Annotated in this window: 15 protein-coding genes; 13 read left to right on the top strand and 2 right to left on the bottom strand. The window is 72.2% G+C overall.

The features are described 5' to 3' along the window. Nucleotides 1-129: 129 nt before the first annotated feature. The 10 genes from ACIPPM_RS29060 to ACIPPM_RS29015 all read left to right on the top strand — a co-directional run bounded on the left by ACIPPM_RS29060 (nucleotide 130) and on the right by ACIPPM_RS29015 (nucleotide 11,928). A complete protein-coding gene (locus tag ACIPPM_RS29060) occupies nucleotides 130-1,797 on the top strand; it encodes a CTP synthase (protein ID WP_350903014.1) in 1,668 nt (555 codons plus the stop codon). A 105-nt stretch (nucleotides 1,798-1,902) separates the two neighbouring features. Continuing rightward, a complete protein-coding gene (locus tag ACIPPM_RS29055; protein WP_393596304.1) occupies nucleotides 1,903-2,529 on the top strand; it encodes an NUDIX domain-containing protein in 627 nt (208 codons plus the stop codon). Between the two features lie 175 nt (nucleotides 2,530-2,704). Next, nucleotides 2,705-4,774, top strand: a complete 2,070-nt coding sequence (locus tag ACIPPM_RS29050) for a tetratricopeptide repeat protein (RefSeq protein WP_401453060.1) — start codon at nucleotides 2,705-2,707, stop codon at nucleotides 4,772-4,774. Between the two features lie 149 nt (nucleotides 4,775-4,923). Beyond that, entirely contained in the window at nucleotides 4,924-6,039 is a 1,116-nt protein-coding gene (gene ald, locus ACIPPM_RS29045) for an alanine dehydrogenase (RefSeq protein ID WP_389004906.1), read from the top strand. 556 nt (nucleotides 6,040-6,595) lie between these two features. Then, a complete protein-coding gene (locus tag ACIPPM_RS29040; RefSeq protein ID WP_401453138.1) occupies nucleotides 6,596-7,588 on the top strand; it encodes a ParA family protein in 993 nt (330 codons plus the stop codon). Then, a complete protein-coding gene (locus ACIPPM_RS29035; RefSeq protein WP_401453058.1) occupies nucleotides 7,573-8,115 on the top strand; it encodes a hypothetical protein in 543 nt (180 codons plus the stop codon). The genes ACIPPM_RS29040 and ACIPPM_RS29035 overlap by 16 nt, the downstream gene beginning before the upstream one ends. A 39-nt stretch (nucleotides 8,116-8,154) precedes the next feature. Further along, entirely contained in the window at nucleotides 8,155-9,072 is a 918-nt protein-coding gene (locus ACIPPM_RS29030; RefSeq protein WP_401453056.1) for a segregation and condensation protein A, read from the top strand. A 71-nt stretch (nucleotides 9,073-9,143) separates the two neighbouring features. After that, nucleotides 9,144-9,764, top strand: coding sequence for an SMC-Scp complex subunit ScpB (gene scpB / locus ACIPPM_RS29025; protein ID WP_401453136.1), 621 nt, complete (start codon nucleotides 9,144-9,146; stop codon nucleotides 9,762-9,764). Further along, a complete protein-coding gene (locus ACIPPM_RS29020) occupies nucleotides 9,724-10,788 on the top strand; it encodes a pseudouridine synthase (RefSeq protein ID WP_401453134.1) in 1,065 nt (354 codons plus the stop codon). Before scpB ends, ACIPPM_RS29020 begins: the two co-directional genes overlap by 41 nt. A 117-nt stretch (nucleotides 10,789-10,905) precedes the next feature. After that, nucleotides 10,906-11,928 carry an ADP-ribosylglycohydrolase family protein gene (locus tag ACIPPM_RS29015; protein ID WP_401453054.1) on the top strand — a complete coding sequence of 341 codons (1,023 nt, stop codon included), beginning with the start codon at nucleotides 10,906-10,908 and terminating at the stop codon, nucleotides 11,926-11,928. Here ACIPPM_RS29015 and ACIPPM_RS29010 read toward each other — a convergent pair. Both ACIPPM_RS29010 and ACIPPM_RS29005 read right to left on the bottom strand, forming a co-directional pair. Then, complete coding sequence (locus tag ACIPPM_RS29010) at nucleotides 11,925-12,611, bottom strand: DNA polymerase beta superfamily protein (protein WP_401453052.1); 687 nt, start codon at nucleotides 12,609-12,611, stop codon at nucleotides 11,925-11,927. The two genes, ACIPPM_RS29015 and ACIPPM_RS29010, sit on opposite strands and share 4 nt — an antisense overlap. A 22-nt stretch (nucleotides 12,612-12,633) precedes the next feature. Next, nucleotides 12,634-13,080 carry a Rieske (2Fe-2S) protein gene (locus tag ACIPPM_RS29005; protein WP_401453050.1) on the bottom strand — a complete coding sequence of 149 codons (447 nt, stop codon included), beginning with the start codon at nucleotides 13,078-13,080 and terminating at the stop codon, nucleotides 12,634-12,636. Nucleotides 13,081-13,333: 253 nt separating this feature from the next. Here ACIPPM_RS29005 and ACIPPM_RS29000 point away from each other — a divergent pair, with 253 nt between their 5' ends. From ACIPPM_RS29000 to ACIPPM_RS28990, 3 genes are all read left to right on the top strand, one after another. Next, the gene (locus ACIPPM_RS29000) at nucleotides 13,334-14,428 is read left to right on the top strand and encodes a prephenate dehydrogenase (RefSeq protein ID WP_401453048.1); all 1,095 of its coding nucleotides are present in this window, start codon (nucleotides 13,334-13,336) and stop codon (nucleotides 14,426-14,428) included. 138 nt (nucleotides 14,429-14,566) lie between these two features. Next, nucleotides 14,567-15,262, top strand: coding sequence for a (d)CMP kinase (cmk, locus tag ACIPPM_RS28995; protein WP_401453046.1), 696 nt, complete (start codon nucleotides 14,567-14,569; stop codon nucleotides 15,260-15,262). Between the two features lie 62 nt (nucleotides 15,263-15,324). Beyond that, nucleotides 15,325-15,927 carry a lysophospholipid acyltransferase family protein gene (locus ACIPPM_RS28990; RefSeq protein WP_389004903.1) on the top strand — a complete coding sequence of 201 codons (603 nt, stop codon included), beginning with the start codon at nucleotides 15,325-15,327 and terminating at the stop codon, nucleotides 15,925-15,927. The last annotated feature ends 27 nt before the right edge of the window (nucleotides 15,928-15,954 follow it).

Here is a 15,954-nt window from a genome sequence, read left to right as displayed (position 1 = left end):
AGCCCGTGGACCGGTGGGCCCCAAAACCCCCGAACCGCAGCGACGACGCCACCGCGAGGAACACCTGATTCTCCGGGCCGGCGACCGCACCGCATCACAGACAGCGACCACGGGAGCCCCCTCTTGGCCATGCCGCCGAAATCTACGACGACCAAGCACATCTTCGTCACCGGGGGTGTCGCCTCCTCGCTCGGCAAGGGCCTCACCGCCTCCAGCCTGGGCATGCTGCTCAAGGCTCGCGGCCTGCGCGTCGTGATGCAGAAGCTCGACCCGTACCTGAACGTCGACCCCGGCACGATGAACCCCTTCCAGCACGGTGAGGTGTTCGTCACCAACGACGGCGCCGAGACCGACCTGGACATCGGCCACTACGAGCGCTTCCTCGACCGCGACCTCGACGGCTCGGCCAACGTCACCACCGGCCAGGTCTACTCCACGGTCATCGCCAAGGAGCGGCGCGGCGAGTACCTGGGCGACACCGTGCAGGTCATCCCGCACATCACGAACGAGATCAAGCACCGCATCCGGCGCATGGCCACCGACGAGGTGGACGTCGTCATCACCGAGGTCGGCGGCACCGTCGGCGACATCGAGTCGCTGCCGTTCCTGGAGACCGTCCGCCAGGTCCGCCACGAGGTCGGCCGGGACAACGTCTTCGTCGTCCACATCTCGCTGCTGCCGTACATCGGCCCCTCCGGCGAGCTGAAGACCAAGCCGACCCAGCACTCCGTCGCCGCGCTGCGCAACATCGGTATCCAGCCCGACGCGATCGTGCTGCGCTGCGATCGCGAGGTCCCCACCGCCATCAAGCGCAAGATCTCGCTGATGTGCGACGTGGACGAGGACGCCGTCGTGGCCTGCCCCGACGCCCGCTCCATCTACGACATCCCGAAGGTCATCCACGCCGAGGGCCTGGACGCCTACGTCGTCCGCAAGCTCGACCTGCCCTTCCGGGACGTGGACTGGACCACCTGGGACGACCTGCTGGGCCGCGTGCACAAGCCGGACCACGAGATCACCCTCGCCCTGGTCGGCAAGTACATCGACCTGCCCGACGCCTACCTGTCGGTGACCGAGGCGCTGCGCGCGGGCGGCTTCGCCAACCGTGCCCGTGTCAAGATCAAGTGGGTCACCTCCGACGACTGCAAGACCCCGGCCGGTGCCGCCGCCGCCCTCGGTGACGTGGACGGCATCTGCATCCCCGGCGGCTTCGGCGACCGCGGTGTGCTCGGCAAGGTCGGCGCCATCCGCTACGCCCGCGAGAACAAGGTCCCGCTGCTCGGCCTCTGCCTGGGCCTGCAGTGCATCGTGGTCGAGGCCGCGCGGAACCTGGCCGACATCCCGGACGCCAACTCCACCGAGTTCGACCCGGCCACCGCCCACCCGGTCATCTCCACCATGGCCGAGCAGATGGACATTGTCGCCGGTGAGGGCGACATGGGCGGCACCATGCGCCTGGGCATGTACCCGGCGAAGCTGGCCGAGGGCTCCATCGTCCGCGAGGTCTACGACGGCAAGGAGTACGTCGAGGAGCGGCACCGCCACCGCTACGAGGTCAACAACTCCTACCGCGCCGAGCTGGAGAAGAAGGCGGGCATCGTCTTCTCGGGCACCTCGCCCGACGGCAAGCTCGTCGAGTACGTCGAGTACCCGCGCGAGGTCCACCCCTACCTCGTCGCCACCCAGGCGCACCCCGAGCTGCGCTCGCGGCCGACCCGGCCGCACCCGCTGTTCGCGGGCCTGGTGAAGGCTTCCGTCGAGCGCAAGACGGCGGGCAAGCCGAAGAACTCCAAGTAACACACCAGTTGTTACGGTGGCCGGGGTGCGAACCTTCAAAGGTGCGCACCCCGGTTTTCTTTTGCGGGATTTCTTTTGCGCAGGCGGCACGTGGAGGGACAGGGCATGACGATCAAGGACACCCCCGAGGAGTGGGAGGTCCGGGCGAGCGGGACCCCGTTCACGGGCGGCAAGACCTCCGTCCGCACGGACGACGTGGTCATGCCCGACGGCTCGGTGGCCCGCCGCGACTACCAGGTCCACCCCGGCTCGGTCGCGGTCCTCGCCCTGGACGCGGAGGACCGGGTCCTGCTCATCAACCAGTACCGCCACCCCGTGCGCCACAAGCTCTGGGAGATCCCGGCCGGGCTGCTCGACGTGCCCGGCGAGAACCCGCTGCACGCCGCCCAGCGCGAGCTGTACGAGGAGGCGCACGTCAAGGCCGAGGACTGGCGGGTGCTGACCGACGTCTACACCACCCCCGGCGGCTGCGACGAGGCCGTACGGATCTTCCTCGCCCGCGACCTCTCCGAGGCCGAGGGGGAGCGCTTCGTCACGGAGCACGAGGAGACGGACATGGCGTACGCGCGCGTGCCCGTGGACGAGCTGGTGCGGCTGGTGCTCGCCGGGGACGTGCACAACAACTGCCTGGTCGTGGGCGTCCTCTCGCTGGTCGCCGCCCGTGCCGGGGACGGTCTGGACGCCCTGCGCCCCGCCGACGCGCCCTGGCCCGCGCGCCCCTTCGCGTCCTGAATCCAGCCACGATCCACCACAGCACAGCAATGGTGTGACCATCGCCTGATCCGATCGGGGGACGTGTCCGCCGCGCTCCACCGGGAACGTCGCAGAGCGTGAACTAGGCTCAGCAAACGCCCGTACCGGAAGAACCGGCGGGCTTTGCGCGTGCGGTGGGACGGGAGCGTGGCCCGTGACGGATCAGGCGGTGGACCAGGAAGAGGCGCGGCTGTCGGAGCCGCCGGCCCAGGAGGGCCATTTCCTCGGGCGCACACGGGAGTTGAAGGAGCTCAGGGCCGACATCGAGCGCACCGGCCTGGACACCCTCGCCGGACGCAAGGCGCCCCGGGCCCGTGTCCTCCTCATCGCCGGACGCCCCGGCTCCGGCCGGACCGCGCTCGCCGAGGAGTTCGTCGGCCAGGTCGCGCAGCGTTACCCCGACGGAGTGCTCCGGGCCCGCCTCAGCGACCCCGACGGCACCCCCGTACCGGTCGAACGCACCGCGCGCGAACTGCTCACCGCGCTCGGCACCCGCGCCCCCGCGGGCGCCGCCGAGGACGAGCTGACCGAGGCCCTGCGCACCGCCCTCGCCCCCCGGCGCGCCCTGCTCCTGCTGGACGACGCCGCCGGGGCCGAACAGGTCGACGCCCTCCTCCCGGACGCCCCCGACTGCCTGGTGGTCGCCGTCTCCCGCGGCCCCCTCACCGGCATCTCCGACGTCCGCCCCTGCACCTTGGGCGGCCTGGACACCAAGTCCGCGGTGGAACTGCTCACCCGGTACACCGGCTCGGTCCGCGTCACCGTCGACCCGCGCTCCGCCGAGAACCTCGCCGAGATCTGCGCGGGGCAGCCCGCCGCCCTCACCCTGGCGGGCGGCTGGCTCGCCGCCCGCCCCCAGACGGCGGTCTCCGACCTCGCCAAGCGACTGCACAGCGACCCCGACGACGGCCCCGCCCTCGCCCGCGTCCTCACCCTCGTCCACGACGGACTGCCCGCCGCCACCGCCCACATGCTGCGCCTGCTCTCCCAGGCACCGGCGGGACCCGTCGACGCGCACACCGCCTCCGCCCTCGCGGGCTGCTCGCTCAAGGCCGCGCACACCGTGCTGCGGGAACTGGCCGCCCTCGGCCTGCTCAGCCCGGCCCGCTCACCGCTGCCCGAGTACGACGTCCCCGGCTGTCTGCATCCCCTGCTGCGCGCCCTCGCCGAGGCCAAGGAGCGCCCCGCCGAACTCCAGCTGGCCCGCGCCCGGCTGCTCGAGCGCGACGTACGGCTGCTCCAGTCCTGCCGCGCCAGCACCGAGACCGACAGCCCGCAGGCCCGCGAGAAGCTCCAGGCGCTGCCCCCGGGCCTGCGTTTCCCCAGCCCCCGCGCCGCCGCCGAATGGCTCACCGCCCGGCGCCCGGCGCTGCTGGCCGCCGCCCGGCTCGCGGTGGCCGACGGGGAGCTGGACACCCTCGCCCGACGGCTGATGTCCCAGCTGGTGCGGGCCATGGTCGCGCACTTCGGCACCCAGGCCGCGGCCCCCGACCTGTACGGCATCCACGGCCTGGTCCTCGACGTCGCCGAGCGGCGCGGCCTGCCCCGCGAGAGGGCCGCCGCCCTGCTGAACCTGGGCGACGTGGACGCCCAGACCGGCCGCACCCGGGACGCGCTGGCCCGCTACCGGGCCGCGCTGGACGCCGGACGCGAGGCGAACGACCCGTACGCCACCGGCCGCGCGATGGAATCCGTCGGCGGCGCGCACCAGGAGCTGGGCGACCACGACCGGGCCGCCGACTGGTTCGGCCGCGCCCTGTCCCAGCGCCTGGCCCGCGGCGAGCGCGCCGAGGCCGCCCGGCTCTACGGGCGTATCGCCACCGCCCACACCTACGCGGGCCGGTACGGCGAGGGCCTGCGCAACTGGCGGGCCGCCCTCGCCGGGTACCGCAAGGAGGGCGACGTCGCCGCCCACGCGCGCGCCCTGAGCGAGCTGGCCCGCGTCCAGGAGTACGCCGGACGCCCCGAGGAATGCCTGCGCACCTGCCAGGAGGCGGTGGAGTGGGCGCGCCGCGCGGACGACACCCGGCTCCAGGCCGCGCTCCAGCTGCGGCTGGCCGACACCCTGGACCGGCTCGGCGACCCCACGGCCGCCCGCCTGCACCGCGCGGCGGCGGAGCGCATGCTGGAGGAAGAGGCGGCCACCGGGCCCGCCACTGAAGGCCAGTCGATGAAGGTGGACGCCGACGCCTGCGAAATCCGCAGTGCATCCGATGAAGATTGATGCAATGGAAGGCTAGACACGCGGAACACCTTCATTAAACTGGCTCTGCCGCACGTTCTCCTGCGGTGTCTCCCGGTGTGCCCCGGCACGCCCGGGTATGTCTTGCAGCGCACCCCCCCATACCCCCTGAGCCAAGGACCGTGATCGACGTGAAGGTCGGCATCCCCCGCGAGGTCAAGAACAACGAGTTCCGGGTGGCCATCACCCCCGCCGGCGTGCACGAGCTGGTGCGTAACGGCCACCAGGTCGTCATCGAGCGGGGCGCCGGTCTCGGCTCCTCGATCACGGACGAGGAGTACATCGCCGCAGGCGCGGGCATGCTCGACTCCGCCGACCAGGTGTGGGCCGACGCCGACCTGCTGCTGAAGGTCAAGGAGCCGGTCGCGGAGGAGTACCACCGCCTGCGCAAGGATCAGATCCTCTTCACCTACCTGCACCTGGCCGCCTCCCGCGAGTGCACCGACGCCCTGCTGGAGTCCGGCACCACGGCGATCGCCTACGAGACCGTCGAGCTGGCGAACCGCGCGCTGCCGCTGCTCGCCCCGATGTCCGAGGTCGCGGGCCGGCTCGCCCCGCAGGTCGGCGCCTACCACCTGATGCGCCCGGCCGGCGGCCGCGGTGTGCTCCCCGGCGGCGTGCCGGGCGTGACCCCGGCCAAGGCCGTCGTCATCGGCGGCGGTGTCTCCGGCTGGAACGCCACCCAGATCGCCGTCGGCATGGGCTTCGAGGTGACGCTGCTGGACCGCGACATCAACAAGCTGCGCGAGGCCGACCGGATCTTCGGCAGCAAGGTCAAGGCGATCATGTCCAACGCCTTCGAGCTGGAGAAGGCCGTCCTCGACGCGGACCTCGTCATCGGCGCCGTCCTCATCCCGGGCGCCAAGGCCCCGAAGCTGGTCACCAACGAGCTGGTGTCGCGGATGAAGCCCGGAAGTGTCCTTGTCGACATCGCCATCGACCAGGGCGGCTGCTTCGAGGACTCCCGTCCCACCACGCACGCCGAGCCGACCTTCCGGGTGCACAACTCGGTCTTCTACTGCGTCGCCAACATGCCCGGCGCGGTGCCCAACACCTCCACCAACGCGCTCACCAACGCGACGCTGCCGTACATCGTCTCCCTCGCCAACAACGGCTGGGTCGAGGCGCTGCGCCGCGACGCCGCGCTGGCCCGTGGTCTCAACACCCACGACGGCAAGGTGGTTTACAAGGAGGTCGCCGAGGCGCACGGCCTGGAGCACGTGGCGATCGAGACCCTGATCGGCTGACCTCCACAGCGGCGGCGAACACCCAAGTCGCCCGCGTGGAAAAGGCGATTCGTCAACACGGATCGTCAACACCGCGAACCCGGCCGGACCTTGCCCGACAAGGTCCGGCCGGATGTGTGTATGGTCACTTTGCGAGGCTAGGTCAACTCGCCTCGAACGTAACGCTTGGACCGATTCGCACACCGGTGAAACCTGCTGTGCGACGGCTGTACGCCCTTGACAGCGGGATGTTTCATTGTCGACACATCGTGCCGGGTCCGGCGGATTGTGTTGCTGCGGACCGCCGACACGCCATAGAGTCGCCAACCGTCGGCATGGTGCCACGCTGACCTTGTCTATAAGAATCCTGGTCCCCAAGGAGGTAAGACGACTTGTGAATGAGTCGACATTTTCTCCCGGAGGTGGTCGACCAGGATTGCGCGGAGAGGGCCAGGGTCCCGAGGGACACGAGGCCGTCGGCTCCGTCGCGGTGCGCACCTTCGCAGCCCACCAGAGTCCGGTTCCCGAGACGGCCCGGAGAGCACACCAGAGCATGGATGGCCAACACGTGAACGCCATGGCCGGCGACGGAAGTGGCGCGCCCCGCAACCACTTCGCCGACTACGACGAACTGCCCGAGGGGCACTTCTACGACCCCGACGCCGAGTACGAGCCCGATCCGGAGTACGCGGCCACGCTCGCGCCCGACGCGGCCCGCCAGCGCCGTGAGCGCGTCGGCCCGACCGGCCGCCCGCTGCCGTACTTCCCGATCCCGGGCCCGCTGACCGACCACGGCCCCGCGAAGATCATCGCCATGTGCAACCAGAAGGGCGGCGTCGGCAAGACCACGTCGACCATCAACCTGGGCGCGGCGCTCGCGGAGTACGGACGGCGCGTACTGCTCGTGGACTTCGACCCGCAGGGCGCGCTGTCGGTGGGTCTCGGCGTCAACCCGATGGAGCTGGACCTCACCGTCTACAACCTGCTCATGGAGCGGGGCATGTCGGCCGACGAGGTCCTGCTGAAGACGGCGGTCCCCAACATGGACCTGCTGCCCTCCAACATCGACCTGTCCGCCGCCGAGGTCCAGCTGGTCTCCGAGGTCGCGCGCGAGTCCACGCTCCAGCGCGCCCTGAAGCCGCTGATGGACGACTACGACTACATCGTGATCGACTGTCAGCCCTCGCTGGGTCTGCTCACCGTCAACGCGCTGACCGCCGCGCACAAGGTGATCGTGCCGCTGGAGTGCGAGTTCTTCGCGCTGCGCGGTGTGGCCCTGCTGACCGAGACCATCGAGAAGGTCCAGGAGCGGCTCAACCCCGACCTGAAGCTCGACGGCATCCTGGCCACGATGTACGACTCGCGTACGGTGCACAGCCGCGAGGTGCTGGCCCGGGTGGTCGAGGCGTTCGACGACCACGTCTACCACACGGTCATCGGGCGCACGGTCCGCTTCCCGGAGACCACGGTCGCCGGTGAGCCGATCACCACCTACGCCTCCAACTCCGTCGGCGCCGCCGCCTACCGTCAGCTCGCCAGGGAGGTGCTCGCCCGGTGTCACGCCGAGTGAGTCTGCCCGGAGCCGACGAACTGTTCCGTACGACCGGGGGGATGGGGCTCCAGTCCTCCTCGCCCCGGCGCGGGCCCGGCCAGGAGGCGCGGGTGCCCGCACCCGCGGGGGAGAGCGACCCGGCCGCGACGGCGCAGGACGCGCCGCCGTCGGTGCCCGTCCAGGGCGGTGACGGCGAGGGCGCCGAGCACACCGCGGCGGCCGGTCCGGAGTCCGCCGAGTCCCGTATCCGGCCCGCCCGGCGGCAGACCGAGACGGACGACTCCGGCGCCGAACAGCCCCGCAAGCGAGGCCGGGCCGCCGCCCGGCGGCCCAGCGGACGCGAGCGGCACGACGAGAAGATCACCGTGTACGTCTCGGCCGAGGAGCTGATGGACCTCGAGCACGCCCGGCTGGTCCTGCGCGGCGAGCACGGCCTCGCCGTCGACCGCGGCCGGATCGTCCGCGAGGCGGTCGCCGTGGTCCTCGCCGACCTGGAGTCCCGCGGCGAGGCCAGCATCCTGGTCCGGCGGCTGCGGGGCCGCTAGCCCTGCCGTCGCCCGCCCGGGCGATACCCTGCGACCTCCATGAACGTGCACACGACCGGCCCCAGACGCCCGCTGGGCCGGGGCCCGGACACCGCGCCTCCGGCCCCGGCTCCTGCCACCCCGCCGGAGCAGCCTGCCCCCGACGGGGTGTTCAAGGTCCGGCTCGACAACTTCGAGGGCCCCTTCGACCTGCTGCTCCAGCTCATCACCAAGCACAAGCTGGACGTCACCGAGATCGCCCTGTCCAAGGTCACCGACGAGTTCATGGCGCACATCCGGGCCATGGGAGCCGACTGGGACCTGGACCGGACCACCGAGTTCCTCGTCGTCGCCGCCACCCTGCTCGACCTCAAGGCCGCCCGGCTGCTGCCCGCCGCCCAGGTGGAGGACGAGGCCGACCTCGCCCTGCTGGAGGCGCGGGACCTGCTCTTCGCCCGGCTGCTCCAGTACCGGGCCTACAAGCGGATCGCCGACATCTTCAACGAGCGGCTGGACGACGAGAGCCTCCGGTACCCCCGTACCGTCGGCCTGGACCCCGAGCACGCCGAGCTGCTGCCCGAGGTCGTCATCAGCATCGGGCCCGAGGGGTTCGCCCGGCTCGCGGTCAAGGCGATGCAGCCGAAGGCCAAGCCGCAGGTGTACGTCGACCACATCCACGCCCCGCTGGTCAGCGTCCAGGAGCAGGCCCAGGTCGTGGTGGCCCGGCTGCGCGAGGCCGGGGAGGCCGACTTCCGCGCCCTGGTGGCCGACACCGACGACACCCTCACCGTCGTGGCCCGCTTCCTGGCCCTGCTGGAGCTGTACCGCGAGAAGGCCGTGGCCCTGGAGCAGGAGACCGCGCTCGGCACCCTGCTGGTCCGCTGGACCGGCGGGGAGCGGGACGCCGTCCCGATGGTCACCGACGAGTTCGACCGGCCCGCGAAGCCCGACCAGACCAACGGGGAGCAGAAGACGTGAACCACCAGGCCGCGACGGGCGACGACCGCGTCGCCGCCCTCGACCTCAAGCCCGCCCTGGAGGCCGTCCTGATGGTCGTGGACGAGCCCGCGACCGAGGAACACCTCGCCCGCGTCCTCCAGCGGCCCCGGCGCCAGGTGGCCCAGGCGCTGCGCGAGCTGGCCGACGACTACACCGCGCAGGGCCGGGGCTTCGAGCTGCGTTTCGTCGCGGGCGGCTGGCGTTTCTACACCCGCGCCGCGTACGCGCCCGCCGTCGAACGCCTCGCGCTGGAGGGCCAGACGGCCCGGCTCACCCAGGCGGCCCTGGAGACCCTCGCGGTCGTCGCCTACCGCCAGCCGGTCGGCCGCAGCCGAGTCTCCGCCGTGCGCGGGGTCAACTGCGACGGCGTGATGCGGACCCTGCTCCAGCGCGGTCTGGTCGCCGAGGCGGGCACGGAACCCGAAACAGGTGCGATCCTGTACGTGACGACGAACTATTTCCTGGAGCGGATGGGCCTGCGTGGCTTGGACGAGCTTCCGGAACTCGCGCCCTTCCTCCCCGAGGCGGAGGCGATCGAGGCGGAGACCCAGGAGGGAGTCCCGTCGTTCGACCCGGACGCGCCCGACGCGGCCGGCGGTCAGGACGCAGACGACTACGACGGAAACCTTGATGCGAAGCAGCGGCAGCGGCAGGAACAGCGGACGCGGTAACCCCCGCGGCGGCAACGACCGGGACGAGCGCAAGGGGCAGGGCCGCCCCAGCAAGCCCCGTCCGGAGGAGCGCCGCTACGACGTGGGTCCCGGCGCCACGAAGGACGGCCCGAAGGCCGGCCGTGGCGGCGCGGCCCGCGGCGGCGCCAAGGGCGGCCCCAAGCAGTCCCAGCAGGCGGGGCGCGGCCGTACGGCACCCGGCCGCTCGCGTGAGTTCGAGACGCGGGCGGAGGAGCGCAACCGGGAGCGGTACGAGGGCAAGAAGGACGTACGGCCGCCCAAGACCTTCCCCGGCGCCGAGCAGGAGGGCGAGCGGCTGCAGAAGGTGCTGGCCCGCGCGGGCTACGGCTCGCGGCGCGCCTGCGAGGAGCTGATCGAGCAGTCCCGCGTCGAGATCAACGGCGAGATCGTGCTCGAGCAGGGCCGCCGGGTCGACCCGGAGAAGGACGAGGTGAAGGTCGACGGACTGACCGTCGCCACCCAGTCGTACCAGTTCTTCTCGCTGAACAAGCCCGCCGGTGTGGTCTCCACGATGGAGGACCCCGAGGGCCGTCAGTGCCTCGGGGACTACGTCACCAACCGTGAGACCCGGCTCTTCCACGTGGGCCGTCTCGACACGGAGACCGAGGGCGTCATCCTGCTCACCAACCACGGCGAGCTGGCGCACCGCCTCACCCACCCGAAGTACGGCGTGCAGAAGACGTATCTCGCGCACATCGTCGGCCCGATCCCGCGCGACCTCGGCAAGCGCCTGAAGGACGGCATCGAGCTGGAGGACGGCTGGGCCCGCGCCGACCACTTCCGGGTGGTCGAGCAGACCGGCAAGAACTACCTGGTCGAGGTGACCCTGCACGAGGGCCGCAAGCACATCGTGCGCCGCATGCTGGCCGAGGCGGGCTTCCCCGTCGACAAGCTGGTCCGCGTCTCCTTCGGCCCGATCACCCTCGGCGACCAGAAGTCGGGCTGGCTGCGCCGCCTGTCCAACACCGAGGTCGGCATGCTGATGAAGGAAGTCGACCTCTAGGAAAGGGGCTTGCCGCCGGTGACGGTCCGGCTTTATGGTCAACCTGACGATTAGTCGGGTGGCCATGCGGCCGGACCAACGGGGGCCGGGGCGGGGTGCGCCCGGAAGGGCGTACCCATGACCACCGCACCCGCGGGAAAGCGCGCGGCCGCCGGTTCCCTGCTCGGCCTCGCGCTCGGCGACGCGCTGGGCTTTCCGACCGAGTTCAATGACGTGCCGTCGATCCTCGCCAAGTGCGGACCCTGGCGCGGGATGGAGCTGCCGGACCGCGCCTTCGTCTCCGACGACACCCAGATGACCCTGGCGCTCGGGCGCGGGCTCCGCACGGCCATGGGCCGGGGCTCTCTCGCGCCCGAGCGGCTGGAGCGGCCGCTGCGCGAGGAGTTCGTGGACTGGTACCGGTCCCCGGAGAACAACCGCGCCCCCGGTCGCACCTGCCTCACCGCCTGCGAGCTGCTGGAGAAGGAGGGCCGGGACTGGCGGGACGCGAGCCAGGTCGGTTCCAAGGGCTGCGGCGCCAACATGCGTGTCGCCCCGCTCGGTCTCGCCCCCGGCCTGACCGGCGAACAGCGCTCCGGCGCCGCCCAGTTGCAGTCCGCCCTCACCCACGGCCACCCCACCGCGCTCGCCGCCTCCGACCTCACCGCGCACGCCGTGTGGCTCCTCGCCCAGGGCGCGGACCCCACCGGCCTGGTCGGCCGCCTCCGCTCCTACGCCCTCGATCACCGCACCCACTACGACCACACCTGGCTCGGCGACCTGTGGACCCGCTCCCAGGACCCCACCCCCGAACACTTCATCACCCGCGGCTGGGACGAATGCCTGGCCGTCCTCGACCGCCTCCAGGACGCGGTCCGCACCGTCTCCCCGGAGACCGACCCCTGCCTGGCCACCGGCGAGGGCTGGATCGCCGAAGAGGCCCTGGCCACCGGACTGCTCTGCTTCCTGCTCTTCCCCGGCGACCCCGTCCTGGCGCTGCGCCGGGCCGCCTGCACCTCCGGCGACTCCGACTCCATCGCCTGCCTGACCGGCGCCTTCGCGGGCGCCTGGCTCGGCGCGGACGCCTGGCCGGCCGATTGGGTGGACCGGATCGAGCACCGCGACGAACTGCTGGAGCTGGGCGCCCTCTGGGACGCCTAGGCGTTCCCGGCCGAGGCGAGGCGGGTGCGGTACAGGAAGTCGGCCACCCGGGGCTGGTCCGGCCCCGCCGGGAGCGGGGTGTGGAGCAGGGCCGTGTCCGCCTCCGCCGACAGCCGGGCCATCCGGGCCTCGACCTCCGGCCAGGGCACGTCACCCCGCTTCACCTCCAGCAGCGCCTCGCGCTCCTCGCCCACGTCGAGCCGCAGCTCACCGGTACGCAGCAGGTCGCGGGCGCTGATCAGCAGCCGGAGCAGATGCATCGCGTGCTTCCAGCGGGGGGCGCCGGTGGTGCGGACGTCAGCGTCCAGCTTGCGGCGCTGGCCGAGGGCGTAGCCGGTGAAGGTGGCGTGGACCTGGCGGGACAGGAACGCCTCCCGCAGCGAGAGCAGTTCGCGGCCGGTGTCGTCCAGGTGCTCCACCAGCGGGGAGTGCAGGCACTCCAGGATGTTCGGGTTGGCCCGCAACGCCAGCTCGCAGAAGCGCTCCAGCTCCCAGGAGAACCGCTCCTCGCCCGGCCCCTCGACATGCGTGGGCGGCTTCTCGAACCGCCAGAACAGCGGGGTCGGGGCCAGGAACACGCCCCGCCGGTCGGTGTCACTGGTGTCGGTGGCCAGACCGAAGGCACGCGAGCCCATGACACAGGCGTAGACGGTGTGGTCTCGGACCAGGTCGGCGGGGCGCATGCGGGGGAGCGTACGCGGGCGCTCAGCTCAGGTGCACCGTGTTTCCGTGCACCATGATCTCCTTGGCGGGCAGCGCCTCGGTGGCCGGGCCGTGCGCGACCGAGCCGTCGGAGATGCGGAACCTGCTGCCGTGGCAGGGGCAGTCGACGGTGCCGTCCGCGACCTTGTTCAGCGTGCAGCCCTGGTGGGTGCAGACCGCGGAGAACGCCTTGTACTCGCCCTTCTTCGGCTGCGTCACCACGACCTTCTCCTCGGTGAAGATCTTGCCGCCGCCCTTCGGGATCTCACTGACGCTCGCCAGCGCCTTCCCACCGCCGTCGCCGGAGCCGGAGGAGGCGCTCTCCCCGCTGGGGGAGGCGCTGGCGGTGGACGAGGAGCTGTCGCCGTCGTCGCCGCAGCCCACACAGCAGACGGCGAGCGTGGCGGCCCCCGTGGCGAGAAGCGTGCGCCGCGTCGCGGGCTGGTTCATGTCGTCACTCCGAGGTTCAAGAGGTGGAAAACGCGCGGAAAAGGGGACGGAAAGCCCCAGAACTCCGGGCATCTTGGCACCGAACGCCGCCCGGACGAAGGAGGCGGCAGCGGGTCGGACCCCGCCTCGGCCGAACGGGCGCCCGTCTCACCGCCCGGTCGGCGTGCGTCCCGGCCGCCCCGGCTGACTAGGCTGGACGCCACCAGAAGCCGGTCCTCTCCGGCGCCGCCGCCCCGCACAAGGACATCGCCCAGTGAGAACCGCACTCGTCATCGGCACCGGGCTGATCGGGACCTCGGCCGCGCTCGCCCTCACCCGGCGGGGCGTCACCGTGCACCTCGCCGACCACGACCCCGCGCAGGCCCGTACCGCCGCCGCCCTCGGCGCCGGTACCGACGAGCCGCCGCACGGCAGGGTCGACCTCGCGCTCGTCGCCGCCCCGCCCGCCCACGTCGCCACCGTCCTCGCCGACGCCATGCGCCGCGACCTCGCGCACGGCTACCTCGACGTGGCCAGCGTCAAGGGCGGCCCGCGCCGCGAACTGGAGGCCCTCGGCCTGGACGAGGCCGTCCTCACCCGCTACCTCGGCACCCACCCCATGTCCGGCCGGGAGAAGTCCGGCCCGCTGGCCGCCACCGCCGACCTCTTCGAGGGCCGCCCCTGGGTGCTCACCCCCACCCGCGACACCGACACCGAGGTGCTGAACCTCGCCCTCGAACTGGTCTCGCACTGCCGCGCCGTCCCGGTCGTCATGGACGCCGACGCCCACGACCGCGCCGTCGCGCTCGTCTCCCACATGCCGCACCTGGTCTCCAGCATGGTCGCCGCCCGGCTGGAGAACGCCGAGGAATCCGCCGTACGGCTGTGCGGGCAGGGCATCCGGGACGTCACCCGGATCGCCGCCTCCGACCCCCGGATGTGGATCGACATCCTCTCCGCCAACCCCGGCCCGGTCGCCGACCTCCTCACCGACGTCTCCGCCGACCTCGACGAGACCGTCCGTGCCCTGCGGGCCCTGCAGTCCGCCGACGAGGACAAGCGGCGCACCGGCGGCGCCGGGATCGAGGACGTGCTGCGCCGGGGCAACGCCGGCCAGGTCCGGGTCCCCGGCAAGCACGGCTCCGCGCCGCGCGCCTACCAGACCGTCGCCGTCCTCATCGACGACCAGCCCGGCCAGCTCGCCCGCATCTTCGCCGACGCCGGACGCGCCGGGGTCAACATCGAGGACGTCCGCATCGAGCACGCCACCGGACAGCAGGCCGGTCTCGTCCAGCTCATGGTCGAGCCGGGCGCCGCGCCCGTCCTCACCGAGGCACTGCGCGAGCTGGGCTGGGCGCTGAGGCAGTAGCACGGGCCCCGGGCGCACCCGCGCCCACGTGCGTCCGTACGAGTGACCCACACCCAGTAACCTTGTGCGGGGCGCCCTCGCGTCCCGCCCCCCCGATTGACACCCGACCGACACCCTTCACCAGGAAGGTGCCCTCCCGTGGAAAACGGCGCCGCCCCGACCGCCAAGCCTGTGATCGTTGCGATCGACGGCCCCTCCGGCACGGGCAAGTCGAGCACGTCGAAGGCCGTGGCCGCGCAGCTCGGCCTCAGCTACCTGGACACCGGCGCCCAGTACCGGGCCATCACCTGGTGGATGGTGACCAACGAGGTCGACCTCACGGACCCCACCGCGATCGCCGCCGTCGCGGGCAAGCCGGAGATCGTCTCCGGCACCGACCCGCTGGCCCCGACCATCACGGTCGACGGCTACGACGTGGCCGCGCCGATCCGCACCCAGGACGTCACCTCCAAGGTCAGCGCGGTCAGCGCGGTGCCCGAGGTGCGTACCCGGATCACCGAGCTGCAGCGCTCCATCGCCGCCGGTGCCGAGCTGGGCATCGTGGTCGAGGGCCGGGACATCGGTACGACCGTGCTGCCCGACGCCGACCTGAAGATCTTCCTCACCGCCTCCCCGGAGGCCCGCGCGGCCCGCCGCAGCGGCGAGCTGAAGGGCTCCGACGTCGCCGCCACCCGCGCCGCCCTGATCCAGCGGGACGCGGCCGACTCCAGCCGCAAGACCTCCCCGCTCGCCAAGGCCGGCGACGCGGTCGAGGTCGACACCACCGAGCTGACCCTCGCCCAGGTCATCGAGTGCGTCGTCACCCTGGTCGAGGAGAAGCGGGCCGGGAAGTGAGCCAGAGCGCACCGCCCTCCGAGCGGGGCGCCGAGGTCGGGCGGCGCATCGGCGTCGGCCTGATGTACGGGCTGTGGAAGCCGCGGGTGCTGGGCTCCTGGAAGGTGCCCGCCTCCGGCCCGGTGATCCTCGCGGTGAACCACTCCCACAACATCGACGGCCCCATGGTCATGGGCGTGGCGCCCCGGCCGACGCACTTCCTGATCAAGCAGGAGGCGTTCATCGGGCCACTGGACCCCTTCCTGACCGGCATCGGCCAGCTCAAGGTGGACCGCACCACCGCCGACCGCACCGCCATCGGCCGGGCGCTCGGCGTGCTGGAGCAGGGCGGCGTCCTGGGCATCTTCCCGGAGGGCACCCGGGGCGAGGGCGACTTCGCCTCGCTGCGCGCCGGGCTCGCCTACTTCGCGGTGCGCGGCGGGGCGCCGATCGTGCCCGTGGCCGTGCTCGGCAGCGCCGACCGGCCCGGCCGCCTGGTCAAGGCCCTGCCCCCGCTGCGCTCGCGCGTGGACGTGGTCTTCGGAGACCCGTTCGAGGCGGGCGACGGCAGTGGGCGGCGTACGCGCAAGGCGCTGGACGAGGCGACCGAGCGCATCCAGAAGCGGCTCACCGCACACCTGGAAAACGCCAGGCGCCTGACCGGGCGCTGGGCGACACTTGAGTAGTGGATCGGCCCGATTCGGGCCACTTCC

The sequence above is a fragment of the Streptomyces sp. NPDC090119 genome (assembly GCF_044747085.1).
In the GTDB taxonomy this organism is placed as follows: domain Bacteria; phylum Actinomycetota; class Actinomycetes; order Streptomycetales; family Streptomycetaceae; genus Streptomyces.
Note: the sequence above shows the minus strand (reverse complement) of the source record. Positions and strands in the feature narration are given on the sequence as shown.

What these genes read in the sequence shown, in the direction of transcription:
- ACIPPM_RS29030 (WP_401453056.1), top strand. Translation starts at nt 8,155, where the DNA reads ATGAACGTGCACACGACCGGCCCCAGACGCCCGCTGGGCCGGGGCCCG.
- ACIPPM_RS29010 (WP_401453052.1), bottom strand. Translation starts at nt 12,611, where the DNA reads ATGCGCCCCGCCGACCTGGTCCGAGACCACACCGTCTACGCCTGTGTC.
- ACIPPM_RS29015 (WP_401453054.1), top strand. Translation starts at nt 10,906, where the DNA reads ATGACCACCGCACCCGCGGGAAAGCGCGCGGCCGCCGGTTCCCTGCTC.
- ACIPPM_RS29040 (WP_401453138.1), top strand. Translation starts at nt 6,596, where the DNA reads ATGGCCGGCGACGGAAGTGGCGCGCCCCGCAACCACTTCGCCGACTAC.
- ACIPPM_RS29005 (WP_401453050.1), bottom strand. Translation starts at nt 13,080, where the DNA reads ATGAACCAGCCCGCGACGCGGCGCACGCTTCTCGCCACGGGGGCCGCC.
- ACIPPM_RS29055 (WP_393596304.1), top strand. Translation starts at nt 1,903, where the DNA reads ATGACGATCAAGGACACCCCCGAGGAGTGGGAGGTCCGGGCGAGCGGG.
- scpB (WP_401453136.1), top strand. Translation starts at nt 9,144, where the DNA reads ATGGTCGTGGACGAGCCCGCGACCGAGGAACACCTCGCCCGCGTCCTC.
- ACIPPM_RS29020 (WP_401453134.1), top strand. Translation starts at nt 9,724, where the DNA reads ATGCGAAGCAGCGGCAGCGGCAGGAACAGCGGACGCGGTAACCCCCGC.
- ACIPPM_RS29060 (WP_350903014.1), top strand. Translation starts at nt 130, where the DNA reads ATGCCGCCGAAATCTACGACGACCAAGCACATCTTCGTCACCGGGGGT.
- ACIPPM_RS28990 (WP_389004903.1), top strand. Translation starts at nt 15,325, where the DNA reads ATGTACGGGCTGTGGAAGCCGCGGGTGCTGGGCTCCTGGAAGGTGCCC.